This window comes from Ectopseudomonas composti (assembly GCF_900115475.1).
GTDB lineage: Bacteria > Pseudomonadota > Gammaproteobacteria > Pseudomonadales > Pseudomonadaceae > Aquipseudomonas > Aquipseudomonas composti.
Window position 1 is genome coordinate 335,348 of the sequence record NZ_FOWP01000004.1, and the last position, 22,635, is coordinate 357,982.

The 22,635-nt window shown below is 64.2% G+C and carries 28 protein-coding genes; 16 read left to right on the plus strand and 12 right to left on the minus strand.

The annotated features are described in order from the left end of the window. Positions 1–5: 5 nt before the first annotated feature. On the plus strand, positions 6–959 hold the full coding sequence (locus BM059_RS10010; RefSeq protein WP_037003370.1) for a MerR family transcriptional regulator: 954 nt from the start codon (positions 6–8) through the stop codon (positions 957–959). Between the two features lie 19 nt (positions 960–978). Here BM059_RS10010 and BM059_RS10015 read toward each other — a convergent pair whose 3' ends face one another. After that, positions 979–1,587 carry a PilZ domain-containing protein gene (locus BM059_RS10015; RefSeq protein ID WP_074938348.1) on the minus strand — a complete coding sequence of 203 codons (609 nt, stop codon included), beginning with the start codon at positions 1,585–1,587 and terminating at the stop codon, positions 979–981. Between the two features lie 65 nt (positions 1,588–1,652). Continuing rightward, on the minus strand, positions 1,653–2,099 hold the full coding sequence (locus BM059_RS10020; RefSeq protein WP_074938350.1) for a PAS domain-containing protein: 447 nt from the start codon (positions 2,097–2,099) through the stop codon (positions 1,653–1,655). Positions 2,100–2,201: 102 nt separating this feature from the next. Between BM059_RS10020 and BM059_RS10025 the strand changes: the two genes are divergently transcribed. The 10 genes from BM059_RS10025 to BM059_RS10070 all read left to right on the plus strand — a co-directional run bounded on the left by BM059_RS10025 (position 2,202) and on the right by BM059_RS10070 (position 8,939). Beyond that, positions 2,202–2,651 (plus strand): flavodoxin, encoded by a 450-nt coding sequence (locus BM059_RS10025; protein WP_037003257.1) that lies wholly within the window; start codon positions 2,202–2,204, stop codon positions 2,649–2,651. 1 nt (position 2,652) lies between these two features. Next, entirely contained in the window at positions 2,653–3,120 is a 468-nt protein-coding gene (locus BM059_RS10030) for a cupin domain-containing protein (protein ID WP_037003259.1), read from the plus strand. 160 nt (positions 3,121–3,280) lie between these two features. Next, complete coding sequence (locus BM059_RS10035; protein WP_394327998.1) at positions 3,281–4,057, plus strand: class II aldolase/adducin family protein; 777 nt, start codon at positions 3,281–3,283, stop codon at positions 4,055–4,057. Continuing rightward, positions 4,054–4,947 carry an alpha/beta fold hydrolase gene (locus BM059_RS10040; RefSeq protein WP_074938351.1) on the plus strand — a complete coding sequence of 298 codons (894 nt, stop codon included), beginning with the start codon at positions 4,054–4,056 and terminating at the stop codon, positions 4,945–4,947. The genes BM059_RS10035 and BM059_RS10040 overlap by 4 nt, the downstream gene beginning before the upstream one ends. Further along, positions 4,940–5,470 (plus strand): DUF1569 domain-containing protein, encoded by a 531-nt coding sequence (locus BM059_RS10045; RefSeq protein ID WP_037003262.1) that lies wholly within the window; start codon positions 4,940–4,942, stop codon positions 5,468–5,470. Before BM059_RS10040 ends, BM059_RS10045 begins: the two co-directional genes overlap by 8 nt. A 97-nt stretch (positions 5,471–5,567) precedes the next feature. Then, positions 5,568–5,852: a hypothetical protein gene (locus BM059_RS10050; protein ID WP_037003263.1), complete on the plus strand. Its 285-nt coding sequence runs from the start codon at positions 5,568–5,570 to the stop codon at positions 5,850–5,852. Positions 5,853–5,963: 111 nt separating this feature from the next. Next, complete coding sequence (locus BM059_RS10055; RefSeq protein WP_074938352.1) at positions 5,964–6,875, plus strand: SDR family oxidoreductase; 912 nt, start codon at positions 5,964–5,966, stop codon at positions 6,873–6,875. Between the two features lie 156 nt (positions 6,876–7,031). After that, positions 7,032–7,640 carry a DUF2846 domain-containing protein gene (locus tag BM059_RS10060; RefSeq protein ID WP_074938356.1) on the plus strand — a complete coding sequence of 203 codons (609 nt, stop codon included), beginning with the start codon at positions 7,032–7,034 and terminating at the stop codon, positions 7,638–7,640. A gap of 97 nt (positions 7,641–7,737) precedes the next feature. Further along, positions 7,738–8,319 carry a DJ-1/PfpI family protein gene (locus BM059_RS10065; protein WP_037003267.1) on the plus strand — a complete coding sequence of 194 codons (582 nt, stop codon included), beginning with the start codon at positions 7,738–7,740 and terminating at the stop codon, positions 8,317–8,319. A 317-nt stretch (positions 8,320–8,636) separates the two neighbouring features. Further along, positions 8,637–8,939 (plus strand): ribbon-helix-helix domain-containing protein, encoded by a 303-nt coding sequence (locus tag BM059_RS10070; RefSeq protein ID WP_037003268.1) that lies wholly within the window; start codon positions 8,637–8,639, stop codon positions 8,937–8,939. Between the two features lie 235 nt (positions 8,940–9,174). On the opposite strand, the gene BM059_RS10075 is transcribed toward BM059_RS10070, so the two are convergent. The 8 genes from BM059_RS10075 to BM059_RS10110 all read right to left on the minus strand — a co-directional run bounded on the left by BM059_RS10075 (position 9,175) and on the right by BM059_RS10110 (position 16,101). Then, entirely contained in the window at positions 9,175–10,662 is a 1,488-nt protein-coding gene (locus BM059_RS10075; RefSeq protein ID WP_074938358.1) for an ATP-binding protein, read from the minus strand. Next, positions 10,659–11,315: a response regulator transcription factor gene (locus BM059_RS10080; RefSeq protein WP_037003270.1), complete on the minus strand. Its 657-nt coding sequence runs from the start codon at positions 11,313–11,315 to the stop codon at positions 10,659–10,661. The genes BM059_RS10075 and BM059_RS10080 overlap by 4 nt, the downstream gene beginning before the upstream one ends. A 29-nt stretch (positions 11,316–11,344) precedes the next feature. Continuing rightward, positions 11,345–11,995: a tetratricopeptide repeat protein gene (locus BM059_RS10085; protein WP_074938360.1), complete on the minus strand. Its 651-nt coding sequence runs from the start codon at positions 11,993–11,995 to the stop codon at positions 11,345–11,347. An 11-nt stretch (positions 11,996–12,006) separates the two neighbouring features. Further along, positions 12,007–12,798 carry an SDR family oxidoreductase gene (locus tag BM059_RS10090; protein WP_074938362.1) on the minus strand — a complete coding sequence of 264 codons (792 nt, stop codon included), beginning with the start codon at positions 12,796–12,798 and terminating at the stop codon, positions 12,007–12,009. A 4-nt stretch (positions 12,799–12,802) separates the two neighbouring features. Continuing rightward, complete coding sequence (locus BM059_RS10095) at positions 12,803–13,462, minus strand: iron-containing redox enzyme family protein (RefSeq protein ID WP_074938364.1); 660 nt, start codon at positions 13,460–13,462, stop codon at positions 12,803–12,805. After that, positions 13,459–14,907 (minus strand): AMP-binding protein, encoded by a 1,449-nt coding sequence (locus tag BM059_RS10100; RefSeq protein ID WP_074938366.1) that lies wholly within the window; start codon positions 14,905–14,907, stop codon positions 13,459–13,461. The genes BM059_RS10095 and BM059_RS10100 overlap by 4 nt, the downstream gene beginning before the upstream one ends. Continuing rightward, the gene (locus BM059_RS10105; RefSeq protein WP_037003279.1) at positions 14,891–15,580 is read right to left on the minus strand and encodes a thermostable hemolysin; all 690 of its coding nucleotides are present in this window, start codon (positions 15,578–15,580) and stop codon (positions 14,891–14,893) included. Before BM059_RS10105 ends, BM059_RS10100 begins: the two co-directional genes overlap by 17 nt. A 122-nt stretch (positions 15,581–15,702) precedes the next feature. Continuing rightward, the gene (locus BM059_RS10110; protein WP_074938368.1) at positions 15,703–16,101 is read right to left on the minus strand and encodes a nuclear transport factor 2 family protein; all 399 of its coding nucleotides are present in this window, start codon (positions 16,099–16,101) and stop codon (positions 15,703–15,705) included. Positions 16,102–16,212: 111 nt separating this feature from the next. On the opposite strand from BM059_RS10110, the gene BM059_RS10115 reads away from it, so the two are divergent. Genes BM059_RS10115 through zapE form a run of 3 tightly spaced genes read left to right on the plus strand, consistent with a single transcriptional unit; the run spans position 16,213 to position 18,799 of the window. Next, the gene (locus tag BM059_RS10115) at positions 16,213–16,803 is read left to right on the plus strand and encodes a GNAT family N-acetyltransferase (RefSeq protein WP_074938370.1); all 591 of its coding nucleotides are present in this window, start codon (positions 16,213–16,215) and stop codon (positions 16,801–16,803) included. Further along, entirely contained in the window at positions 16,800–17,684 is an 885-nt protein-coding gene (locus tag BM059_RS10120) for a carbon-nitrogen hydrolase family protein (protein ID WP_074938372.1), read from the plus strand. The genes BM059_RS10115 and BM059_RS10120 overlap by 4 nt, the downstream gene beginning before the upstream one ends. Before the next feature lie 5 nt (positions 17,685–17,689). Further along, positions 17,690–18,799: a cell division protein ZapE gene (zapE, locus tag BM059_RS10125; RefSeq protein ID WP_074938374.1), complete on the plus strand. Its 1,110-nt coding sequence runs from the start codon at positions 17,690–17,692 to the stop codon at positions 18,797–18,799. A 1-nt stretch (position 18,800) separates the two neighbouring features. Here the strand turns inward: zapE and BM059_RS10130 are convergent, their stop codons facing one another. Further along, positions 18,801–19,349 (minus strand): cysteine hydrolase family protein, encoded by a 549-nt coding sequence (locus BM059_RS10130; protein WP_074938376.1) that lies wholly within the window; start codon positions 19,347–19,349, stop codon positions 18,801–18,803. A 94-nt stretch (positions 19,350–19,443) separates the two neighbouring features. On the opposite strand from BM059_RS10130, the gene BM059_RS10135 reads away from it, so the two are divergent. Beyond that, on the plus strand, positions 19,444–20,418 hold the full coding sequence (locus BM059_RS10135; protein WP_074938378.1) for a GlxA family transcriptional regulator: 975 nt from the start codon (positions 19,444–19,446) through the stop codon (positions 20,416–20,418). On the opposite strand, the gene BM059_RS10140 is transcribed toward BM059_RS10135, so the two are convergent. Continuing rightward, positions 20,415–21,089 (minus strand): DUF1028 domain-containing protein, encoded by a 675-nt coding sequence (locus BM059_RS10140; RefSeq protein ID WP_074938380.1) that lies wholly within the window; start codon positions 21,087–21,089, stop codon positions 20,415–20,417. The two genes, BM059_RS10135 and BM059_RS10140, sit on opposite strands and share 4 nt — an antisense overlap. A 140-nt stretch (positions 21,090–21,229) precedes the next feature. On the opposite strand from BM059_RS10140, the gene dsdA reads away from it, so the two are divergent. Next, on the plus strand, positions 21,230–22,585 hold the full coding sequence (gene dsdA, locus BM059_RS10145) for a D-serine ammonia-lyase (protein ID WP_074938382.1): 1,356 nt from the start codon (positions 21,230–21,232) through the stop codon (positions 22,583–22,585). The last annotated feature ends 50 nt before the right edge of the window (positions 22,586–22,635 follow it).

Below are 22,635 nucleotides of genomic sequence, written 5' to 3' on the forward strand. Positions count from 1 at the left end.
AAGCCATGCCCGAACTCGCCTCCGTCACATCGCTTACGTCCAGCGCTTTGAAGCAGGAAGAGCTGTTCCCCATCCGTGAGGTTTCCCGCCTTACCGGCGTCAACCCGGTCACCCTGCGTGCCTGGGAACGGCGTTACGGCCTGATCCAGCCGACGCGCACTGACAGTGGCCATCGCCTCTATTCGCAGGCCGATATCGAGGCGGTGCGTAGCATCCTCGCCTGGATCGAGCGCGGTGTCGCGGTCAGCAAGGTCGGCTCGATCCTGGCCAAGAGTGCCAACAGTCGCAGTGTCGCTACACCTGCCTACAACGAAGTCAGCAGTGACGACTGGAGTCAGTGGCAGGATCAACTGCGCAGCGCGCTGCAGAACTTCGACGAGCCTCGCCTCGAGCGCCTCTACGGGCAGATTTTCTCCTGCTATCCGCTGCCAGTGGTATTTCAGGACATCTTCATGCCGGTTTGGCAGGAGCTGCTGCTGCGTCAGGACGACGTGGGCCAGCGCGGTGAATGGCTGATGCTCGATGGCTTCCTGCGTGGGCGCTGCTGGCAGCGTCTGCAACTGGGGCGCGATGGTTCGCGCGAGCGCATCCTGCTGGTGGCTTTACCCAACCATTGCCGTGAACTGGAACTGCTGGTCGCGGCATTGCTGTTGGGCAATCAGGACATCGAGGTGGCAGTGATGGGGCCAGGCGTGCCTTTGACTGATCTGGCCCTGGTTTGCGAACGCATGCAACCGCAGGCGCTGGTGGTCTTCAGCAATCAGCCGCCGGGCGAGGAATTTGCTCGGCAACTGACGCGCCTGGCGCTTGGCCTGGAATGCCCGGTGTTGTTGGCGGGTGACAGTGCCGATCTGGCTGAGGAGAGTCTGGCTGGCACAGCCATCGCGTGTCTGGGTAACGAGGGGCGTCTGATGCAGCGTCGTCTGCAGCAGTTCCTGGCTGGCCACCTCGACACTTGAGGCTGCCAGTCACGATAAATCAGCCGACAGCCGCCGCTTGCGGCTGTTGTTCGCTGTGCTGTTCGAACAGGTACTGACGCAGGGTCTGTTCGTCCTCTGCATGTAGCGTCTGCAGGCTGTAGGCATAGCGCGTCTGGCTGACGCGTCTGACCAATTGGGCGCGCAGTTGAACGCGGCGTTCCTGCGGCAGAAGCAGCTGTAGCAACTGATCCTTGGCCGGCGTACCGCTCTTGCCGTATTTCACCAGCATGCCGCTGTTCGATAGCTCCAGCGCCTGGAAACCACTGGGGCGATCATTGCTGTCGAGCAAATGCAGTGTTGTGGGCAGAACCAGGCGCCAGGGGCGCTCGCTCACCCCCTGTTCGAATATCAGCGGTGCGCCCAGCTCCAGGCGCGACTGGCTGTGGTCATCCTGAACCAGGCGCAGGGGAAAGCTAAGGTGCTGATTGTCGCTGTGGGTGTCGAGGCTCAGATGTTCTTCGTTGCCCAGGCGGCCCAGCAGCTCACGAAGCTGTTCGCCCAGGGCCAGCTGTGGCGCAGCATTGGGCTGCCGCGTTTGCGGAGGTTTGAAGAGGATCTTCTGGATGAAATCCAGCTCGTCCTGAGTCAGCAGCGGGTCGCTTTGCATGGCATGAGACTGCGTGGGATCAAACCCATCAGACTGTGCCGCCGAGGGATAGTTTTGCCCGTTCGTCAGCTTTTCAGGCGTGCCATCTCGGCCTTCAGTTCGGCCAATTCGGCTTCCAGCTCACGCACGCGCTGTTTGGCCTCGACCTGCTCGGTGACGTCCTTCTGGATGCCGATGTAATAGGTCAACTGATCGCTTTCGTTGAGTACCGGAGTGATCGAAAGCTCGTTCCAGAAGGCGCTGCCATCCTTGCGGTAGTTTCGGATTACCTGCCGGCAGGGCTTGCCGGTCTTGACCGCCTCGCGAATGGCCTGCAGGCCGAACTGAGCGCGATCGTCGCCCTGCAGAAAGCGGCAGTCCTGATAGAGGATGTCATCGCAGGAATAACCCGTCAGGCGTTCGAACGCCGCGTTGGCGTAGATCAGAATATTGTCTTCGCCCTCCTGCTCGGCCACCACGATCCCATCGTTGGAGGCGTCGACTACCAGTTGCAGCAGTTTGGCATTGATCATGGGTCCGGTTCCGCGATGGCTGTGCGCTGCATTCTAAAACATCGGGTCGGGCTGTCCACTTGCGGCATAATGCGCGGCGTTTTTCCTGTTTCCGGAGTTGTCATGAAAGTCGCCATTCTCTCGGGCTCGGTCTACGGTACGGCCGAGGAAGTCGCTCGCCATGCCGAGCGCCAGCTCAAGACCGCCGGGCTGGAGGCCTGGCACAAGTCGAACATGAGCCTCGAGGAGCTGCTGGCCTTTGCGCCGGACGCCTTCCTCACCGTGACGTCCACCACTGGCATGGGCGAACTGCCGGACAACCTGCTGCCGCTGTACAGCGAAATCCGCGATCGCCTGCCGGCCTGGAGCGGCCGCCCGGCTGCGGTGCTGGCGCTGGGCGACTCCAGTTACGACACCTTCTGCGGTGGCGGTGAACTGATCCGTGAGCTGTATGCCGAGCTGGGGCTGCGTGAGGTGGTGGAGATGCTGCGCCTGGACTCCAGTGAGACGGTGACTCCGGAAACCGACGCCGAGCCATGGCTGCAAGCCTTGGCTGCCGCGCTGAAAGCCTGACATGCACCCTCGCGTTCGCCAGTTGATCGACAGTCTCGGCTTGGTCGCCCATCCCGAGGGCGGCTACTACCGACGGCTGTTCGTTTCGGCGCAGCGCGATGCCGAGGGCCGAGCAGCCTCCAGCGCCATTCTGTTCCTGTTGCCAGGCGGTACGATCAGCCGCTGGCACCGGGTCGACGCCGATGAGCTGTGGCACTTTCACGAAGGCGACCCGCTGCAACTGTTGGTGGCTGACACGTCTGACGCAGTGCGTTGCGAGCGGCTCGGGCCGGCAGGCGAGGGGCAGTTGCCGCAACGTGCGGTCGCGGCCCATGCCTGGCAGGCGGCGCGCTCGACTGGCGCCTATACGCTCGTGGGCTGCAGCGTGGCACCGGAGTTTCAGTTCGAGGGTTTTTGCCTGCTGGCCGATGACGTCGAGGCCCAGAGGCAGTGGCCGCTGCTGTTGAGCGAATACCCTGAGCTGGTTTGAGAGCTCGATAAAGGCGGCGAATACCTGTCTATCGCACCGCGGCGTGCCAGCGCCGTGACCCGCAAAGCCATCAAGATGGCTGCCAGAGCAACTATCGCCAGCGATGCGTCTGGCTAGACTGCGGACACCACCGATCAACAAGAATATCGAGGTGACCGCCGTGAATGCTCCACTGAAATTCCCTGCCGTGAAAAATCAGGTGTCCGAGGCCGAATGGCGCGCGCGCGTCGATCTTGCCGCCTGCTACCGGCTGATCGCCCTCTATGGCTGGGACGACCTGATCTTCACTCACATCTCCGCCAAGATTCCGGGCACCGAGGACTTCCTCATCAATCCCTATGGCCTGATGTTCCATGAAATCACCGCGTCGAGCCTGGTCAAGGTCGACCTGGCGGGCAACAAGCTGATGGACAGCCCGTTCGACATCAATCCGGCCGGTTACACCATCCACAGCGCCGTGCACGAGGTGCGACACGACGTCGGCTGCGTGCTGCACATCCATACCTCTGCCGGTATTGCCGTGTCAGCGCAGAAGCAGGGCTTGCTGCCGCTGTCGCAGCAGTCGTTGTTCGTCCTCGCCAGCCTGGCCTACCACGGCTATGAAGGGGTGGCGCTGAATCATGACGAGAAGGCGCGGCTGCAAGCGGACCTCGGCGACAAGAACTTCATGATCCTGCCCAACCACGGCTTGCTCACCGCCTTCGGTGGCATCGCCGACGCCTTCCTCGGCATGTTCATCCTGCAGCGTGCCTGCGAGATCCAGGTCATGGCGCAGAGTGGCGGTGCCGAGCTGATCCATATTCCGCAGCAGATTCTCGACGGCGCACGGGCAATGATTGCGGGCGTGATGAAGACGCAGCAGGGCATGGGCGGCGCGCTGCCCTGGCCGGCGCTACTGCGCAAGCTGGATCAGCAGATGCCGGGTTATGACAAGTGACTGATTTGCCAGGGATCGAACTGGAGGACTGGAAGGCCAGGGCGCTGACGCTGAACTTCGCGGGTCAGCAGATTCGCTACTGGCTAGCCGGTGATGCTGACGCCGAGCCGTTGCTGCTCATTCACGGCTTTCCCAGTGCCAGTTGGGATTGGCACCGGCTGTGGGCGCCGCTGGCCAACCGTTACCGACTGATCGCCTGCGACATGCTCGGCTTCGGTTATTCGGCCAAGCCGCGCGGGCATGCCTACAGCCTGCTGGAACAGGCCGACCTGCAGCAGGCGCTGCTGGCCCATGTCGGTGAGCGCCGCCCGTTGCATGTGCTGGCCCACGATTACGGTGACAGCGTCGCGCAGGAGCTGATCGCGCGGCATCAGGACGGGCAGCTGCAGTTGGCGAGCTGCGTGTTCCTCAATGGCGGTCTGTTCCCCGAGACGCATCATCCGGTGCGAGTGCAGAAGCTATTGCTCGGGCCGCTGGGTCCGCTGATCGGGCGCCTGTTTTCGCGGCGCAAGCTGGCGCAGAGTTTTGCTCGTATCTTCGGTCCGCACACCCAGGCCAGCGAAGCCGAGCTGGATGCCCTGTGGCAACTGGTGGCCTACAACAATGGCCCGGCAGTGATGCACCGTCTGATTCGCTACATGCCCGAGCGCCGTCAGCAGCGGCAACGCTGGGTCACCGCGATGCAGGCGACGACGCTGCCGATGCGGGTGATCGATGGCGCTTTCGATCCGATTTCAGGTGCACACATGGTGGCGCGTTATCGTGAGCTGATCGCGCACGCCGACACGGTGCTACTCGACGGCATTGGCCACTATCCGCAGCTGGAGGCACCGGCTGCGGTGCTCGATCATTACCTGCAATTTCGCGACGCAAGGAGCTCGCATGCGTAGACGTACCCTGTTGAAAGGCGCGGTGCTTGGCGGAGTCGCCGCGCTCGGCGTCGGCTACTGGGCCTTGCCTGCCGGGCCGCGCCCGGCGGCTGTCAGCCTGGCGGGGGCGCGTCAGGTGTTGGCGGACCTGCACGGCAAGACGCTGCAGAGCATGCGTGGCTGGAGCCCGAGCGAGGTGTTCAATCACTGCGCGCAGAGCATCGACTATTCCATCGACGGTTATCCCGAGCTGAAGCCAGCCTGGTTTCGCCACAGCCTGGGGCCCGCGGCGTTCGCCGTGTTCAGTGCGCGTGGGGCGATGCGCCACCCGCTGGATGAAGCGATCCCCGGTGCCGCCGCTCTGAGTGAACCGGCCAGTCAGGCGCTGGCATTGCAGCGTTTGCAGGCGGCGTTCGAACGCTTCGCCGCTCATGCGGGCGAACTGCAACCGCATTTCGCCTACGGTGCGCTCGAGCATGCCGAATACGCCGAGGCGCACGTGTTGCACCTGTACAACCACCTGAGCCTGATCCGTATTGCCTGAGCGCGGAGTGAGCTGGTGCCTGAATAATTTTTGTCGAACCTCCGGCGCCGTGGACGACTCAGTAACTGTGTCACTCACAGGAAAGTAGAGGTTAACCATGAACAAGAAGTTATCTGCACTGCTGCTGAGCGGGATTCTGGGCGCGATGGCACTGCCTGCCTTCGCTGGCAGCGACACCAATGCGCCGGGCACCCCGGGAACGGGCACCACCACGCCGACCACTCCCGGAGATACCAACCCGATGAACCCGGCCGATGACGGTGAAGGCATCCCACCTGTCCAGGGCCCTAACACTGATGGCAACCCAGGCGGTGACGGTGCCGATTCGGGCAGTGGCGATGGCAGTGGCGGCGATGGCTCGGGCTCGGGTTCCGGTAACTGAGCCGCATAAGGTCGCATTATCGGCCGTCATTCAGCAGCCCCGCGCGCCTTGTGAAGCGCGCGGGGCTGTCTGACACTCGGCGCATTCACAACCTGCCCGAGGAAGCTGTCGATGAGCGATGCCATCCGTTTCGAAGATCAAGTGGTCATAGTCACTGGTGCCGGTGGTGGCCTGGGCCGTGCCCACGCGCTGCTGTTCGCCCGTCATGGCGCCAAAGTGGTGGTCAACGATCTCGGCGGCAGTACCCACGGTGAAGGGGCCAACGTCTCGGCTGCCGACAAGGTGGTTGAAGAGATTCGCGCCTTCGGTGGTACTGCGGTGGCCAACCATGATTCGGTGACTGACGGCGACAAGATCGTGCAGACCGCGCTGGACCATTTCGGCCGCATCGATGTGCTGGTCAACAACGCCGGCATCCTGCGCGACAAGAGTTTCCACAAGATCGAAGACGCCGACTGGGATCTGGTCTACAAGGTCCATGTCGAAGGCGCCTACAAGACTACTCACGCGGCCTGGCCCCATTTGCGCGAACAGAATTTCGGCCGGGTGATCTTCACCTCGTCGACGTCCGGCATTTACGGCAACTTCGGCCAGAGCAACTACGGCATGGCCAAGCTCGGCCTGTACGGGTTGACGCGCACCCTGGCCATCGAAGGCCGCAAGAACAACATTCTGGTCAACGCCATCGCCCCCACCGGTGCCACGCGCATGACCGAAGGCTTGATCCCACCGCAGGTGTTCGAGCAACTCAAGCCCGAGCTGGTCAGCCCGCTGGTCGTGTACCTGGGCAGCGCAGCCTGCCAGGACACCGGCGGCCTGTACGAAGTCGGCGGTGGCTGGGTCGGCAAGGTGCGTTGGGAGCGCAGCCTGGGCGCCGGCTTCGATCCCAAGGCCGGTTTCAGCCCGGAAGACGTTGCAGCGCAATGGCAACGCATCTGCGATTTCGAGGGCGCTGCGCACCCGGCGGACAACGTCGAGGCGCTCAAGGAAATGATGGCGAATCTGCAAAAGTACGCGCTCTGAGCAGCGCGTGAACAGTAAAAGGCCGGCAGCGATGCCGGCCTTTTGCGTTTTCGCGATCGGCGTTCGAACAGGCACGCCCTTGGCCGCACTTTCGTCGGGTGCCGCCGGTACACCGCGCGGCTAAGCTCGCTGCATGACTCTCAAAAGGAATGCCCGATGCGCCGTCTGCTGTCGTTGCTGCCCATCGTCCTGCTTGCCGCCTGCTCCACCCCGGGTGCTTTCTTCGGTGCCACGCAAGGCGATGCCTTCACGCCTCACGTGCTGAGTGACGAGAACCATGCGCTGGTCTATCTCTATCGTCCGCGTAACGACTGGGCCGACCAGGAGCTGGAGGCGCCAGGGCTGTTTCTCGACAACCGCCTGATCGGCAGCCTGCCCAGCAATGGCTACCTGGTGCTGGAGTTCGATGCCGCCAACTACAAGCTGGAAATGCGTCGGCCGCTGGTAGGCAGCTTCTGGACGCTGCTGGCCGATGGGCCGCTCGACTTTACCCTGATCGCCAGTTTCACCCTCGACGCCGCTGTTGGCGCCACTTATTACCTGCGTTACGACGAGGATGGCCCGCCGCCGACCGGTGGTGCGCTGGAGGGCGGTGGTGACGGCCCCTTGCAACTGGTGTCAGCCGAGCTGGCGCAGGCCGAGTTGACGGCCACCCGCCAGGTGCAGCCGATGGCGCGCATCGAAACCAGCCACACGGAGCCGGAGCGGCCGCAGCGCGGCTTCTGGCGCTCGATCGGTGAGTCGTTGGACAAGGTCGGTATCTGAACTCGAGCGTGGCGGGGGAGTAGTACCCGGCTGTTACCTGTCGGAAGTAAGAGGGGCGAATAATGGCGTTCGTTCCACCTACCTTCAGGAGACGATCATGGCTGCCAAGAAGATTCTCATGCTGGTCGGCGACTACGCCGAGGACTACGAAACCATGGTGCCGTTCCAGGCGCTGCAGATGGTCGGCCACACCGTGCATGCGGTCTGCCCGGACAAGGTCACGGGGCAGACGGTGCGCACTGCCATCCACGATTTCGAGGGCGACCAGACCTACAGCGAAAAGCCGGGGCACAACTTCGCCCTCAACTATGACTTCGCCAAGGTGCGTGCCGAGGACTACGACGCGCTGCTGGTGCCCGGTGGCCGTGCGCCCGAGTACCTGCGGCTGAACGCCGAGGTCATTGCCCTGGTCAAGGCGTTCGCCGCGGCCGACAAACCCATCGCTGCCGTCTGCCATGGCCCGCAACTGCTGGCCGCCGCTGGCGTGCTCGAAGGTCGCGAGTGCAGCGCCTACCCGGCCTGCGCACCAGAGGTGGGGCTGTCCGGCGGCACCTACGTGGACATCCCGGTGGATCAGGCTCACGTGCAGGGAAAACTGGTCACCGCACCGGCCTGGCCTGCGCATCCGGCTTGGTTGGCGGCGTTTCTCAAGGTGCTCGGCACGGAAATCCGCTTGTAAGCAGGTGTAGCCCGGGGGCAATCCTCGGCGCATCATGCGGCAGGTTTCCCGGATTGCATCCGGGCTACGCACTAACTGCACCGGGCTACGACGCGGGCAAGACGTAGGGCGGGTACAACCCGCCAGTCCGCATGTGGCGAGTTGCACCCGCCCTACCGTTCAGAACCTGTTCACGATCTCGCGAGCTAGAGCCATACAAGGCAAAAACAGGCGAGGAAGCGGAGTTTACGAGCTGTAAATGAGCATCCCGAGCCTGTTTTTAACGCAGTAGGGCCGAAGCGCAGCAGATCGTGAACAGGTTCTCAGGAGCACGACCGATGTGCGAACTCTATGTAAAGGCTGACCCGATCCTCTACGAATCGCGTTCGCGCTCATTGCGCATCCGCGGCGTGGTGACCACGCTGCGCCTGGAGAATCAGTTCTGGGACATCCTGCGCGAGATCGCCGAGGTCGATGGCATGACCACCAACCAACTGATCGCCAAACTCTACGAAGAGGTCATGGACTTTCGCGGCGAAGTGGTCAATTTCGCCTCGTTCCTGCGCGTCAGCTGCACCCGCTACCTGGCTCAAAAGGCCGGGCGTCAGGTGCCGCTGAGGGTGGTGGGGGCCAGCGGCTGAGTCACTGGTACATCCAGAAGTTGGGATGCTCCTGCACGTTAGGGATATCTGCTTGCTGGGCAGGGTGGGATTGCTGGAAGAGGCGTTTGATCATGCTCATGCGGTTTGGCTCCTGTAGTGGCGAGTGAACAGGCGTGCATGATCGAAAAAACGCTTCGATTGATAAAACGGATTGTCTCTATCCTGCTGATTGGGGATGGCTATGCTGAGTCGTCAGCCTAGCCATCCCGATCCATCAGGCAGCGCTGCTGATACGCCTGGGCAGGCGCACGCTGACGCGCAGGCCGCCGAGCGGTGATTCGTCGAGAGCGATGCTGCCCTGATGTAATTCGACCACGCGGCGCACGATGGACAGCCCCAGGCCGGCGCCCTGGCCTTCGCCAATGCGGAAGAAGCGCTCGAACAAGCGCTCGCGCAACTCCACCGGCACACCGGGGCCACTGTCGAGCACCTGCAGCACCAGTTCCATGGGCGTGGCCTGCAGCTGTACCTGAATGCAGCCGCCGTCGGGCGTGTACTGCACGGCATTGCTCACCAGGTTTTGCAACAGGATGCCCAGGCTGGGGCCGTCAGCTGGCAGGTGATAGTCGCCCGGCTCCTGAGCTTCGAGAATCAGCTCCTGGCCGCGATTGAGTGCCAGCGGGGTCAGCTCGGCCAGTTCGCTGCGCAGGAAGGCCAGCAGGTTCAGATCGTCCATGTTCAGGCGCACGCCATTGGGGTCCAGCCGCGCCAGGGTCAACAACTGCGTCACCACGCGGGTGGCACGGTCGACACCGTTACCCAATTGTTTTAATGCCTCTTCGCGGTCGCCGGCGTCGGGTGCTTCCAGGGCGTTCTGCGCATGGATACGCAGCACCGCCAGGGGCGTGCGCAACTCGTGGGCGGCATCGGCGATGAAGCGCTTTTCCTGCTCGAGCAACTGGTTGACCTGCATCAGCAGCCGGTTCAGCGCCGCCGCCATCGGCTCCAGTTCGTTGGGTAGCGGCGGGAAGACCAGCGGCGCCAGGTTGTCCGGCGCGCGGCCGCGAATGGCATCGGCCATGCGCTTGAGCGGATATAAACCCCAGCCCACGGTCAGCCACAGCAGCAGGCCGACGATGGGCAGGCCGATCAGCAGCGGTTGCAGGCTGCGTTTGGCGATCTTGTCGATCAGCTCGCCGCGCACGTCCTCACGCTCGCCGGCCAGCACCCAGTGGTAATCGCGGCTGTCATGCAGGACGAATACGCGCCAGTTGTGTTCGCCAATGGTCAGGGTGTGGTAGCCGATCAGGTAGCGGGCCAGTTGCGCCAGGCGCTGCTGCATCGGCTGATCGTTGTCCGGCAATACCAGGCCGAGCTGCTGGATCATGTCGTTGAGCAGACCGGGTGGCGCGCTGGCAGACTGGAACAGCAGCTCGCCATCGTCGTCGAGCATCTGGAAGGCCAGCTTGCCTTCGTATTCGTGGCCGAGCAGGTTGTCCGGGTTGCGCGAGCTGTGCAGCAGCAGGGCTTCGTCGAGCACTGCCTGCATCTCGCGGCGTTCGGTCTCGCTGAGGTCATGGCGCACCAGGCCCATGAGCAGGCGAGCAGTCTGCGACAGCTGAGCATCGAACAGCTCGCGTACTTCGTGCACCGAGTCGTTGTAGATCTTGTGACTGATCAACCCGAAGCTGCCAGCAACCAGCAGCAGAAGCAGGGCGAGCAGACGGGTGCGGATGGAGCCGAAGGTTTTCAGCAACCTCATTTGTCCACCAGATAACCGACGCCGCGTACCGTGCGGATCAGCTCCGGGAAGAATTTCTTGCGCAGGTGGTGCACGTGCACTTCCAGGGCGTTGCTTTCCACCTCCTCGTCCCAGCCATAGAGCGCCTGTTGCAGCTTGTCGCGGGTCAGCACGCGACCGGGCTGGATCAGCAACTCGTGCAGGAGGAGGAATTCCTTGCGTGGCAGGTTGATGGTCTGGCCCTGGTACTCGACCACCTGGCTCGCCGGGTCGAGGCTGATGCCGCGGTATTCCAGCGCCGGTTGCGGGCGCTGGAAACTGCGCCGCAGCAAGGCGCGAAGGCGCGCCTTGAGTTCGGCGACATCGAAGGGCTTGATCAGGTAGTCGTCGGCACCGGCATCGAGGCCGGCGATGCGGTCGCTGGTGGCGTCACGCGCGGTGAGCACCAGCACCGGCACCGGATTGGCGTTGGAGCGCAGGTGCTTTAGCACCTGCAGGCCATCCATGCGCGGCAGGCCGAGGTCGAGAATGGCCAGCTCGAAACTCTCGTGGCTCAGCGCATGCAGCGCGCTGGCGCCGTCCTGCAGCCAGTCCACGGTGTAGCCTTCGGGTTTCAGTGCAGTGCGAATACCTTCGCCCAGTGCCTGATCGTCTTCGACGAGAAGAATGCGCATGGCAACTCCTGTAGGGATACGTCCTAGAGTTACTGGAGTTTACTCTCGACTTGCTGCAAAAGCGCCGTGGCTTCTGCGCGGCGGCCCTTGTCGGCCAGTTCGCGGCCAGGACGATCCTTGGCAGCCAGGGCTTTCTCCAATGCCGCACGGGCTTGCTCGTAACGTTTCTGCCGCTGCAGGAAGTCGCCGTAGAAGTAGTTCGGGTCGAGTCCGTCCGGGTTGATGGCCAGGGCCTGGGTCAGCATCTTCTCGGCCTGTTCGTCATCGCCAAAGCCGATCGGCCAACCCGGTACCTGGTAGTAGAGGCTGCCAAGGCTGGTATAGGCCGAACCGGCCAGTGCTTGCGGGTCGATGGCCATGGCTTGCTCCAGGCTGGCCTTGGCTTGCTTGACCAGGCCCAGAGCACCGAGGCCACCCTTGGCGCCGGCCTGGGTGCTGAGGATGATGCCGCGCCAGATCAGCAGTTCGGCGGCTTTGGGCTCGTTGGCCAGCGCTGCGTCGGCTTGGGTGACGAGTTTGGCAAAGGCCTCTTCGCGCTGCTTCTCCGGCGTCTGGTAGTTGATTTCGGCCCAGCGTGCCTGCAACTGTTGCAACTGAGCCTGGCCATTGTCACTGAGGGCGAAGGCGGGCAGGGTGGTGAGGCCTAGGGTGGCGATGATCAGGGTGCGAAATAGGTTCATGGGCAAGCTCCTCAGTGTTTGTTGCGGGCGAAGCGTTGGATGATCGGCAATTGTTTGCGCAGGGCCTGGTCGACCACGCGTGGCAACAAGCCGTTGAGACGCACGAACAGGCGCTCTGGCCAGCCCAGGTGACGCTCTTCCTGTTCGCGGCGGATGGTGTCGAGCAACTCCTCTGCCACCTGCGCGGGGTCGTCCATGGCCACGCCGAGTTCATCGTTCATCGCCACCACGCTGGGCGCGTTCATCGAGGTCCGCGTGGCCCGTGGTGCGAAATACAGGACGCGTACGTGAGTGTCGGCCAGTTCGCGGCGCAGCGCCTCGGAGAAGCCGCGCAGGGCAAACTTGCTGGCGCAGTAGGCGGCGAAGCCGGGATAGCCGATGGCGCCGAAGGTCGAGCCGACGTTGATCACCAGGGCGCGCCGTTGTGCACGTAGCAGTGGCAGCAGGCGTTGGGTCAGTTGCAGCGTGGCGGTGACGTTGAGGCCAATCAGCTCGGCGATCTGCTGCTCGTCCTGCTGGTCGAGCATGCCGAAGCGGTTGACCCCGGCCGCATTGATCAGGCAATTCAGCCCACCGAAGTTCTGCGCCGCGGCGACCAGTGCATCACGTCCGCTGCGGGTGGCGATATCGGCTTGCACCAGTTGCACGTTCTGCGGGAAGCGTTGCAGCAGCGGCTGCAGGGGTTCCAGGCGACGGCCCACCAGCAGCAGATGAGCGCCTTCGCTGGCCAGACGATGCGCCAGGGCCAGGCCGATGCCGCCACTGGCGCCGGTAAGCAGGGCACGGCAATCCGTCGGTTGCATGACCTTACTCCTCGCTCGACAGCGGCAGGCTGCGGAACATGTCGCCGTACAGGCGGTAGACGACCTTGGCGGTATGCACCACGGCGGCCTTGTCATCGTCGTTGTCCAGTTGGTTCATCAGCTTCTTGAAGAACTCGATGTGCTCCAGGTCCAGGCTGCCGTGGGAGTTGAGGTAGCTGAAGGCCTTGTTCGGCAGCTGCAGCTTGTCCTGGATGATGCCGGCGGCCTGGGTGGCCAGGGCAATGCTGGTGCCTTCGAGCACATTGACCATGCCGAAGAAGCTCACCGGGTTGTGCCGAGCGATGCGGTCGTAGACATAGGCCACCATCAGTTCGGTAGACATGTGTGGGGTGCCGTGGCGTACCGCTTCCTTGTCGGCACCGCAGGCGCCGATGTCATTGAGTACCCATTCCTGGTGGCCGGTTTCTTCCTCGATGTACTCGGCGATGGCTTCGCGCAGCCATTCCAGGCGTTCCGGCAGGCGTGCGCCACAGGCCATCAGCAGCGGTACGGTGTGCTTGACGTGGTGGTAGGCCTCGGTGAGGAAGGCAATGTAGCTTCGCAGGGCGACCTGACCGGTCATGGCCTGCTGGATGATCGGCGCGCCGAGCAGGTAGTCGCGTTCGGCCTGGGTCTGGGCCAGCAGGGATTCGTAGAAACTCATGCGTGTACTCCTTCTGCCACCAGGTCATGGATGGCGCTTTGGTAATGATTGAACAGGGCGACGCGGCGTAGGCGACCGTTGGCCGTGGCCAGGTCGTTGCTCGCGTTGAAAGGGGCATCGGCGCGCAGCCAGTGATGCACACGGGCGTAGTCCGGCAGGCCGTGATTGACGGCGTCCACGGCCGCCTGCAGCTGCGCATCGGGGGTATTGGCGAAGCGCGGCACCAGCACCGCGACGTTGGCCGGCAACGCCTCGCCGTGCAGCCAGGCCTGGGCGATGGGCAGCTGTTGCACCAGCTCGGACTCGACCCATTCTGGGTTGACGTTGCGCCCGAAGGCGGTGATGAACTGATGTTTCTTGCGCCCGTGCAGCACCAGGAAACCGTGCTCGAAATGACCGAGGTCGCCGGTGCCCAGCCATTCGCCTTGCGGCGCCGGTTCACCGAGGTAACCGAGCATGCGGGCGCCCTTGACCAGCACTTCGCCGTCGGCTGCCAGGGTCACCTGCAGATGGCCAAGCGGCTGGCCGGTGCTGCCGATGCGGCGCTGCTCGGGCGTGTTCAGGCACACCACCGAGGCGCACTCGGACAGCCCGTAACCCTCGAAGATCGGAAGACCTAACGCGTCAGCCCGCTCCAGCAATTGTGCGGATACCCGGCCGCCACCGACGGCGACGAAACGTAGCGAGGTCGGCACCGGCAACTTGCGTTCGCCAGCGCTGACCAGCGCCAGCAGCAATTGCGGCAGCAGGATCAGACTGTGCGGCTGAGCGGCATGCAGCGCCTGGAGAAAGCGTGCTAGATCGAAGCCGCTGGCCCCGGTCAGGCCGATTTGCGCCATGGGCATCAGCTCGATCCGGGCGCCGGCCATCAGCGGCGCGTAAACGCCGGCGATGTTTTCCAGCAGGGTCGCCAGCGGCAGGATGCACAGGTGCCGCTGTACTTTGCGGCTGACGCTGGCCTTGACCAGGCTGTCGGCCACTGCCAGCTGCGTCTCCAGATCCAGGCACACGCCCTTGGGCTGGCCGGTGGTGCCGGAGGTATAGGTGATCTTGCAGGTGTTCTGGTGCAGCGCCGCAGGTTGCGCCACCGAGCGGCGATGGATATCGGCCTCCACGGTCGCGAAGCCAGGTGCGCGTGTGCCGATCAGGCAGTCGATGCCGGCACTGTCGAGCACATGGCGCTGCTGGTCGGCAGAGAAGAACGCTGGCACCGGTACGCAAACCAGACCAGCGTGCAGTGCCGCCAGGTCCCACAGCACCCAGTCGATGCCGTTGTCCAGGGCCAGCGCCACGCGATGGGCGCCGAGTGCACGCAAGTGCCTGCCACGCGCCGCGACCGCGCCGAGCAGTTCGGCATAGGTCAAGGTGCGTTCGCCTTCGGCCAGGGCGATGTGCGGGCCGAACTCGCCCAGGCGGGCGAACAAGGATTCAGCTGCAGACCACATTGGGCATGTCCTCCAGGGCATAGAGCGGTTGATGACCGAGGCGCGGATAGGCACCCAGCTGCAGCAGACGCTGGTGGCCGCCATGAATGTCGCCGGCCATGACCAACGGGCGGTTGTCGTAGTAACTGCCCCAGTCGGCCAACTCATCGCCCATGCGCGCCGGATCGGCTTCACCGAGGGCGATGGGTGTCAGGCCCAGACGCTGGAAACTGTTGAGCAGCGTCGGCGTGCCGGTGAAGGTGACCCAACGAAAACCCATGGCCACCAGCAGATCGGTCAGGGCGACGATCAGCAGGCGCGCCGCGCCAGGGCTATCGGCGGCCATGTTGCCCACTTCCACCAGCTCACCACGGCCAGGCTCGCTGTTGCCCAGGCGCGCGCCGATGGCAGCCTGGATCGGCTCGTCCAGATAACGCTCGAGAAACAATGGGCCGCTGTTGCCGCTGCGTACGCCCACCGCGCCAAGCAACTGGCCGGTCTGGTTTTCCAAGCCGAACAGGCAAGGCATGAAGTGGCGGATGCGTGCGCCGTGCTGCAACTCGAAGCGCTGGCGGATGAACTGCTCCAGGGCAACGCGACGGGCGCTGTTGAGAGAAGCCAGGTGGAGTTCGTAACTATCGCCGCGCCCGATTCGGGCAACGGGACGATCATGATGCGCCCAGGGTAGTTCCATGCTCGGAACCTCGGTGATGAACCTGGGGCCAATTGTGTGAGGGGGTGGCTTAACGCTGTATTAAGCCTTTGCAGAATGTTTCGGGCGCCCGCAGATGGGCGCCCACGTGCCTTGTGTGCTTTTCAGCCCACCTGCGCAACCCAGTCATTGAGGTTGTAGTAGTTGCTGATGCGCGCCACTTTGCCGTTCTTGATCGCGAAGAAAGCTCCGGCCGGCAGCACGTAGGTCTGGCCATTGGCGGGCGGCAGGCCTTCGTCGTCGGCCAGGTATTCGCCGTGCACCACGAACTCGGCGGCGGCGCGACTGCCATCGGCGTTCTGCATCACCACGATGTCGGTGAGGCGTTCGCGGTAGCAGCGGTTCATCTTGTCCATGAAGGCGGCGAAGGTGGCCTTGCCGATCTCGCGTTCGCCCTGGTTGATGTCGTGCACCACGTCGTCTGTCAGCAGGTCGAGGAAGGCGGGCATGTCGCCGGCGTTGAAGGCGGTGTAGTAGGCCTGAACCAGTTCGGTGGCGGTCATGGCTAAGTTCCTTTCGTAGCGTGGTTAGTGGTTCGTTGGCCCGCATGATAAGTTCACCGTTTACTGCTGGTATAGCTACCGGCGCCACCCTGTTGCTGGCGAGCGACTGCAATGGATATCCGGCTGCTCCGGGGGGCGGAGATCGAACCCCATATCGACGACCTGGCGCGCCTGCGCATCCAGGTATTCCGCGAGTTTCCCTATCTCTACGACGGCAACCTCGACTACGAGGCCGAGTACCTGGCCACCTACGTGCGCAGTGCCGATAGCCTGTGCGTGCTGGTACGTGACCAGGGCCGTGTGGTTGGTGCGTCCACGGCGCTGCCACTGGCCGATGAAACCGAGGAATTTCAGCAGCCGTTCATCGCTGCGGGCTGGAACCCGGCGCGAGTCTTCTACTGCGCCGAGTCGGTGGTTTTGCCAGCCTGGCGCGAGCGGGGTTTGGGTGTGCGCTTTTTCGCCGAGCGCGAGGCCCATGCGCTTGCGCTGGGCCGCTTCGACTGGTGCGCGTTCTGCGCTGTGCAGCGCCCGCTCGACCACCCACGCCGGCCCGCCGACTACCAGCCGCTGGACGCGTTCTGGACGCGCCGTGGCTACCGTCATTATCCCGAATTGCACACCCATTACCACTGGCGCGATCTGGACGAAGCCGAGGAGTCGGCCAAACCCATGTCGTTCTGGTTGAAGGAGCTTGCCGTATGATCAAGGTCGCCGCCTGCCAGTACCACATCGACCTATTCACCACCTGGGACGCCTACGCCGAGCACTTGACCTCGCTGTGCGAGGACGCAGCCGGGCGGGGCGCCGACCTGTTACTGCTGCCGGAGTACGCCGGCCTGGTGCTGACCGGCCAGTTGCCGGAAGCCGAGCGTGGCGACCTGCACGGTTCCATCGCCGGCATCCAGCCGCTGCTGCCACGCTGGCTGGCGTTGTGCGAGAGCTTGGCGCGGCGGCTGAAAATCTACCTGCAGCCCGGTTCCGTGGCGGTGCTGGATGATGACGGCATTTACCGCAATCGTGCCTGGTTGTTCGGCCCGGACGGCTGCCTGGGCTCTCAGGACAAGTTGATCATGACCCGCTTCGAAGTGGAGCAGTGGCACATCGCGGCGGGCAGCGGCCTCAAGGTTTTCGACACGGCGCTGGGCAAGCTGGGCATCCTGATCTGCTACGACAACGAGTTTCCGCTGCTGGCGCATACCCTTGCCGAGGCGGGCGTCGATCTGATCCTCGCCCCCAGTTGCACCGACACCGTGGCTGGTTTTCACCGCGTGCGCATTGGCGCTCAGGCCCGTGCGCTGGAGAACCAGATCGCCGTGCTGCATTCGCCCACCGTCGGCCTGGCGCCCTGGTCGCCATCGCTCGACGAAGGCTATGGCCGCGCCTCGCTGTACGTGCCATCGGACTACGGCATGCCGGCCAGCGGTATCGTCGCCGAGAGTGAGGAGCTGTGCCCCACCCACAGCCACTGGCTGATTTGCGAGCTGGATCTGGATGAAGTGCGTCGCGTGCGCGAGCAAGGCCAAGTGTTCACCCGCCGTGACTGGCCGCGGCAGTTCGATGACGGCCGGTTGGTGCTGCGTTGACCTCGATGCATGCGCCGCTCGATTCGCCGCAGGCCGCCTACGAGCGAGCGCTCGCCGCCGGCTTCGTGGTTGATGCCGCCCAGCGCCATGCGGTCGAGGCGTTGCAACGGTGTTTTGAGGCCGTGCAGCGTGGCGAACGGCCGCTCGGCGTCTATCTCTGGGGGCCGGTCGGCCGTGGCAAAACCTGGCTGATGGACAGCTTTTACAACGCTCTGCGGGTGCCGGCGCGGCGCCAGCATTTCCATCACTTCATGCAATGGGTGCATCGTCGGCAGTTCCAGTTGACTGGCAAAGCCGACCCGCTACGCCTGTTGGCCGAGGAACTGGGGCGCGAGGTACGTGTGCTGTGCTTCGACGAGCTGTTCGTCAGCGACATTGGTGATGCCATGCTGCTCGGCCGCCTGCTCAGCCTGGTGATGGAGCAGGGCGTGGTGTTGGTGTCGACCTCCAATCAGCCGCCGGATCAGCTCTACGCCGAGGGCTACAACCGCGAGCGCTTCCTGCCGGCCATCGCTGCGCTCCAGATGCATATGCAGGTCGTTGCCGTGGACGGCGAACAGGATCATCGCCTGCATCCCGGTGCCGAGGTTCAACGCTATTGGGTTCGACAGCCGCAAGCCTTGGGTGAGCTGTTCGCTCGTTTGAGCGAGGGGCAGGTCGTTAGCCGTGAGCCCGTGGCGCTGGCCCATCGCAGCGTTGCGACCCTCGGCCACAGCTCGGCAGCGCTGTGGTGCCGGTTCAGCGCTTTGTGCGAGCAGCCATTGGCGGCGGTGGATTTCATCGAATTGTGCGAGCGCTTCCCGGCCATCCTGCTCGGCGAAGTGCCCTGTCTTGGCGGCGAGCAGCGCGAAGGGCGCATCGCCCGTGGCACCGAAGATGGTGCCGAGCGGGTCGATGCCGGAGATCGGCAGTTGCCGGCGCTGTCGCGCAACGACGATGCGGTGCGGCGTTTCATTGCCCTGGTCGACGAGTGCTACGACCGTCGTGTGCCGCTGTATATCGAGGCCGAGGTGGCGCTGGATGAACTCTACACCCAGGGTTATCTCGGCTTCGCCTTCCGGCGCACGCTGAGCCGCCTGCGCGAGATGCAACTGCAGCGCTTCGGCGCCAGCTGATTCAGCCGGCCAGATACTGCTCGGTCGAAACCACGTTCGCATAGGCGAAGGCCAGTGCGGCCATATAGGCGGCATGCACCTGGGCGGCCGGAATCGATTGCCCCTCGAATTCCTGGTCGCGCGTCGCGCAGGCATCGTGAATGACCGTGGCGGCATAGCCGAAGTCGCTGCTGGCGCGGGCTGCGGCGTCGATGCACATATGACTCATGGCGCCGACCAGCGTCACCTGCTCGATACCGGCGGCGTCGAGTTGAGCCTTGAGGTCGGTGCCGAGAAAGGCGTTGACCTGGTGCTTGAGCACCACCGACTCGTCCGGCAATGGCTGTACCTGGGAATGGATGCGCGCGCCGGTGCTGCCAGGTGCGAAGAAGGGCGCCTCGTCGCTCTCGAACTCATGGCGCACGTGGATCACCTTGTCGCCTGCTGTGCGTGCTGCCGCCAGGACAGAGGTGGCGTTGGTGGCAGCGATGTGCATGGCGTCGAGCTCCCATTTGCCGCCTTCGAAATAGTCGTTCTGGATGTCGATCAGAATCAGGGCGCGCTTGCTCATGGTGTTCTCCGTGGGATGATGTGACACACACCTTATCGCCCTGGCGCATTCGCGAGGATGGGCGGGACCGACAATCTGCGGGGAAAAACTGACAATGAGCGAGCGCTGTCTGGAGATCGGACTATTGCTCTACCCCGGTGCGCAGCTCGCTGCGGTGCATGGGCTGGGGGACCTGTTCAGTGTGGCCAACCGGATGGCGGCGGGGCAGGAGCGCCAGGGGCTGCCGCGGCTGCGTATCAGTCACTGGCAGGCCAATGAGGCAGGAAGCGTGCGACGGGTGTTCGACAGCTTGCCGCAGGATGAGGGGGCGCCGCAGGTGGTGATTCTGCCGCCCTGTCTGGATGGCGATGCCGACCAGCCGCTCGCCGTCTGCTATCGCGACTGGCTGCGTGAACGGCATGGCGCGGGTGTGCTGCTGGCGTCGGTCTGCGTCGGGGCGTTCGCATTGGCCGAGGCCGGCTTGCTCGATGGCCGTACGGTAACCACCCACTGGGCGTTGGCCGCGCAGATGGCGGCTCGCTTCCCGCTCGTCCAGGTACTTCCCGAGCGCATGGTCATCGACGACGGTGATCTGATCACTGCCGGTGGCCTGATGGCCTGGACCGATCTTGGGCTGGCGCTGGTGACGCGCCTGATGGGGCCGACCATTGCGGCGGAGACCGCGCGTTTTCTGGTCGTCGATTTGAACCGTGAGTCGCAGCGGCATTTCAGCAGCTTCGCGCCCAGCCTTGACCATGGTGACGCGGCAGTGCTGGCCGTGCAGCGCTGGCTTCCGGGGCAGGCTGGCGAGGAGGTGAGCCTGGCCGACATGGCCGCTCGTGCGGGCTTGGGTGAGCGTACGTTCCTGCGCCGATTTCGCGCAGCCACCGACATGAAACCGACCGAGTACTGCCAGCAGTTGCGTGTCAGCAAGGCGCGCGAGCTGCTTGAGTTCAGCCGCCAGAGCATCGAGCAGGTGGCCTGGCAGGTGGGGTATGGCGACAGTGGTGCGTTTCGTAAAGTATTCACCCGCCTGGTGGGGTTGTCGCCTGGCGATTATCGGCGGCGCTTCGGTACGGCGGCGCGTTAAACCGAATCTTCCGCCGCCAGGCCCGCCGGATTGTCGCGTGTCGGCATCGCGAGGATCTCCGGTAGCACTTCACGGGCGAACACCTTGTGCAGGCGGCGTAGTTCGGCCACCGGGTCGAGGTGATGGTCGACGCGGATATCCCACAGCGGATACTCCTCTTGATCGACCACATAGATCACTGCGGAGGATTCGCCATGCCGGTCGCCGCCGCAGCGGTCGCCAGCGTCCAGGGCTTCGATCAGGCGCTCGATCAGTGGGCGTGTCTCCGCGTGGCGGAAGGCTTCGGCCACGGCGTCCAGCACCTGTGGCCCGACCAGGCGATTGCCCTGTACGGAAAACTGCTCGCCGCTCAGCGAGCCGGCCCAGGGCAGGCACTTATCGCCGGTCCAGCACAGGCTGTCGCCCTGAGCGTCGATCAGCGCGCATTGGCGCAGCTCCATGCACGGGTCGGTGTCTTTGAGCCGCTCCAGCGCTTGTTTCGCCGATAACCCCTGACGCAGCAGTACCAGGCCATCCAGGCCCAGGTAGGGGTTGACCTGAGCCTGGGTCGCCACCGCTCCTGCTCCAGCGGCGGCATGGCTGAGCAGTTTACCGACGGCGGGCATCGCGGTGGCGGCGGCGACGCCGAACTGTCCGCTGCGCGGGCAGCGGGCAACGATGGAAAAGGTCATGGCAACTCCTTGGCGGTTTCCCGGTTAGGCCACGTCTTGGCAGGTATCGTTCCGCTTGCCTGCCGCTCACGGCCTTTGCCAGATGGCGGCGGGCGTCATCTAATGGCCGCTGTTAACGGCCTGCAATGAGGAAACTGCCGATGATCCTTGGTCAGTCGCTCGCCCAGTGGCGCGCGCACTATCCGCTGCTCGACGAGCTGATCGCCCTGCGTGAAACCAGTTGGTTCAACCCCGCCGTGGCGCCCGTCAGCGAGGCACTGGGCGATGTGGGCGTGAGCGCCGCGGACGTGGCCGGTGCCAGTGCGCGCCTGGAGCGTTTCGCGCCTTATCTGGCTCGCGTGTTCCCGCACACGGCCGCCAGTGGCGGGATCATCGAGTCGGACATTCTGCCCCTGCCGCAGATGCGCGCGCTGCTCAGTGAGGAGGCCCAGGTCGGGGACGAGATCGGTGCCCTGTGGCTCAAGCGCGACAGCCACCTGCCCATTTCCGGTTCGATCAAGGCCCGTGGCGGTATCTACGAGGTGCTCAAGCACGCCGAGGACCTGGCACTGGCTGCCGGGCTGCTGAGCCTCGACGACGATTACGCCTGCCTCGACAGCGAGGAGATGCGCGCTTTCTTCGGTGGCTATCAGGTGGCGGTGGGGTCCACCGGCAATCTCGGGCTGTCCATCGGCATCATCAGTGCGCGTCTAGGCTTCCAGGCCACAGTGCATATGTCCGCCGATGCGCGCCAATGGAAGAAGGACAAGCTGCGTGCCCATGGCGTGACGGTGGTCGAGTACGCCAGCGATTACAGCGTCGCGGTGGAGCAGGGGCGGCGCCAGGCCGAGGCCGACGCGCGCTGCCACTTCGTCGATGACGAGAATTCCAGGCACCTGTTCCTCGGCTATGCGGTGGCCGGCGAACGTCTCAAGCAGCAGCTGGCGGCAGCCCGCGTTGTGGTCGATGCCGAGCATCCGCTGTTCGTTTATCTACCTTGTGGCGTGGGCGGCGGGCCGGGTGGTGTGGCGTTCGGGCTGAAGCTGGCGTTCGGCGACGCGGTGCACTGCCTGTTCGCCGAACCGACGCATTCGCCGTGCATGCTGCTCGGCGTGCACACAGGCCGACATGAGGAACTGGCGGTGCAGGATTTCGGCATCGACAACCGCACGGCTGCCGACGGACTTGCCGTAGGGCGGCCGTCCGGTTTCGTTGGCCGCGCCATGCAGCGTCTGATCGATGGTTATTACACGGTCAGCGACGAACAGCTGTTCCGCTACCTGGCATTGCTGGAGCGCAGTGAAGGTCAGCGCCTGGAACCGTCGGCCCTGGCCGGCATGCCAGGTGTGCTGCGTGTGCTCGGCGAGCAGCAGGGCTATCGCCAGCGCATGGGCCTGACGCCGCTGCATATGTTGCAGGCGACCCATCTGGTATGGGCGACCGGCGGCAGCATGGTGCCGGAGGCGGAGATGGACAGTTACCTGGCGCGTGGCCGGCAGCTGTTGCAGAGCGCCTGACGGGTTACGGATTCATGTCCTGAGAACGCAAAAGCCCGGCACATGGCCGG

What these genes read in the sequence shown, in the direction of transcription:
- BM059_RS10010 (WP_037003370.1), top strand. Translation starts at nt 6, where the DNA reads ATGCCCGAACTCGCCTCCGTCACATCGCTTACGTCCAGCGCTTTGAAG.
- BM059_RS10015 (WP_074938348.1), bottom strand. Translation starts at nt 1,587, where the DNA reads ATGCAAAGCGACCCGCTGCTGACTCAGGACGAGCTGGATTTCATCCAG.
- BM059_RS10020 (WP_074938350.1), bottom strand. Translation starts at nt 2,099, where the DNA reads ATGATCAATGCCAAACTGCTGCAACTGGTAGTCGACGCCTCCAACGAT.
- BM059_RS10025 (WP_037003257.1), top strand. Translation starts at nt 2,202, where the DNA reads ATGAAAGTCGCCATTCTCTCGGGCTCGGTCTACGGTACGGCCGAGGAA.
- BM059_RS10030 (WP_037003259.1), top strand. Translation starts at nt 2,653, where the DNA reads ATGCACCCTCGCGTTCGCCAGTTGATCGACAGTCTCGGCTTGGTCGCC.
- BM059_RS10045 (WP_037003262.1), top strand. Translation starts at nt 4,940, where the DNA reads ATGCGTAGACGTACCCTGTTGAAAGGCGCGGTGCTTGGCGGAGTCGCC.
- BM059_RS10050 (WP_037003263.1), top strand. Translation starts at nt 5,568, where the DNA reads ATGAACAAGAAGTTATCTGCACTGCTGCTGAGCGGGATTCTGGGCGCG.
- BM059_RS10055 (WP_074938352.1), top strand. Translation starts at nt 5,964, where the DNA reads ATGAGCGATGCCATCCGTTTCGAAGATCAAGTGGTCATAGTCACTGGT.
- BM059_RS10060 (WP_074938356.1), top strand. Translation starts at nt 7,032, where the DNA reads ATGCGCCGTCTGCTGTCGTTGCTGCCCATCGTCCTGCTTGCCGCCTGC.
- BM059_RS10065 (WP_037003267.1), top strand. Translation starts at nt 7,738, where the DNA reads ATGGCTGCCAAGAAGATTCTCATGCTGGTCGGCGACTACGCCGAGGAC.
- BM059_RS10070 (WP_037003268.1), top strand. Translation starts at nt 8,637, where the DNA reads ATGTGCGAACTCTATGTAAAGGCTGACCCGATCCTCTACGAATCGCGT.
- BM059_RS10075 (WP_074938358.1), bottom strand. Translation starts at nt 10,662, where the DNA reads ATGAGGTTGCTGAAAACCTTCGGCTCCATCCGCACCCGTCTGCTCGCC.
- BM059_RS10080 (WP_037003270.1), bottom strand. Translation starts at nt 11,315, where the DNA reads ATGCGCATTCTTCTCGTCGAAGACGATCAGGCACTGGGCGAAGGTATT.
- BM059_RS10085 (WP_074938360.1), bottom strand. Translation starts at nt 11,995, where the DNA reads ATGAACCTATTTCGCACCCTGATCATCGCCACCCTAGGCCTCACCACC.
- BM059_RS10090 (WP_074938362.1), bottom strand. Translation starts at nt 12,798, where the DNA reads ATGCAACCGACGGATTGCCGTGCCCTGCTTACCGGCGCCAGTGGCGGC.
- BM059_RS10095 (WP_074938364.1), bottom strand. Translation starts at nt 13,462, where the DNA reads ATGAGTTTCTACGAATCCCTGCTGGCCCAGACCCAGGCCGAACGCGAC.
- BM059_RS10100 (WP_074938366.1), bottom strand. Translation starts at nt 14,907, where the DNA reads ATGTGGTCTGCAGCTGAATCCTTGTTCGCCCGCCTGGGCGAGTTCGGC.
- BM059_RS10105 (WP_037003279.1), bottom strand. Translation starts at nt 15,580, where the DNA reads ATGGAACTACCCTGGGCGCATCATGATCGTCCCGTTGCCCGAATCGGG.
- BM059_RS10110 (WP_074938368.1), bottom strand. Translation starts at nt 16,101, where the DNA reads ATGACCGCCACCGAACTGGTTCAGGCCTACTACACCGCCTTCAACGCC.
- BM059_RS10115 (WP_074938370.1), top strand. Translation starts at nt 16,213, where the DNA reads ATGGATATCCGGCTGCTCCGGGGGGCGGAGATCGAACCCCATATCGAC.
- BM059_RS10120 (WP_074938372.1), top strand. Translation starts at nt 16,800, where the DNA reads ATGATCAAGGTCGCCGCCTGCCAGTACCACATCGACCTATTCACCACC.
- zapE (WP_074938374.1), top strand. Translation starts at nt 17,690, where the DNA reads ATGCATGCGCCGCTCGATTCGCCGCAGGCCGCCTACGAGCGAGCGCTC.
- BM059_RS10130 (WP_074938376.1), bottom strand. Translation starts at nt 19,349, where the DNA reads ATGAGCAAGCGCGCCCTGATTCTGATCGACATCCAGAACGACTATTTC.
- BM059_RS10135 (WP_074938378.1), top strand. Translation starts at nt 19,444, where the DNA reads ATGAGCGAGCGCTGTCTGGAGATCGGACTATTGCTCTACCCCGGTGCG.
- BM059_RS10140 (WP_074938380.1), bottom strand. Translation starts at nt 21,089, where the DNA reads ATGACCTTTTCCATCGTTGCCCGCTGCCCGCGCAGCGGACAGTTCGGC.
- dsdA (WP_074938382.1), top strand. Translation starts at nt 21,230, where the DNA reads ATGATCCTTGGTCAGTCGCTCGCCCAGTGGCGCGCGCACTATCCGCTG.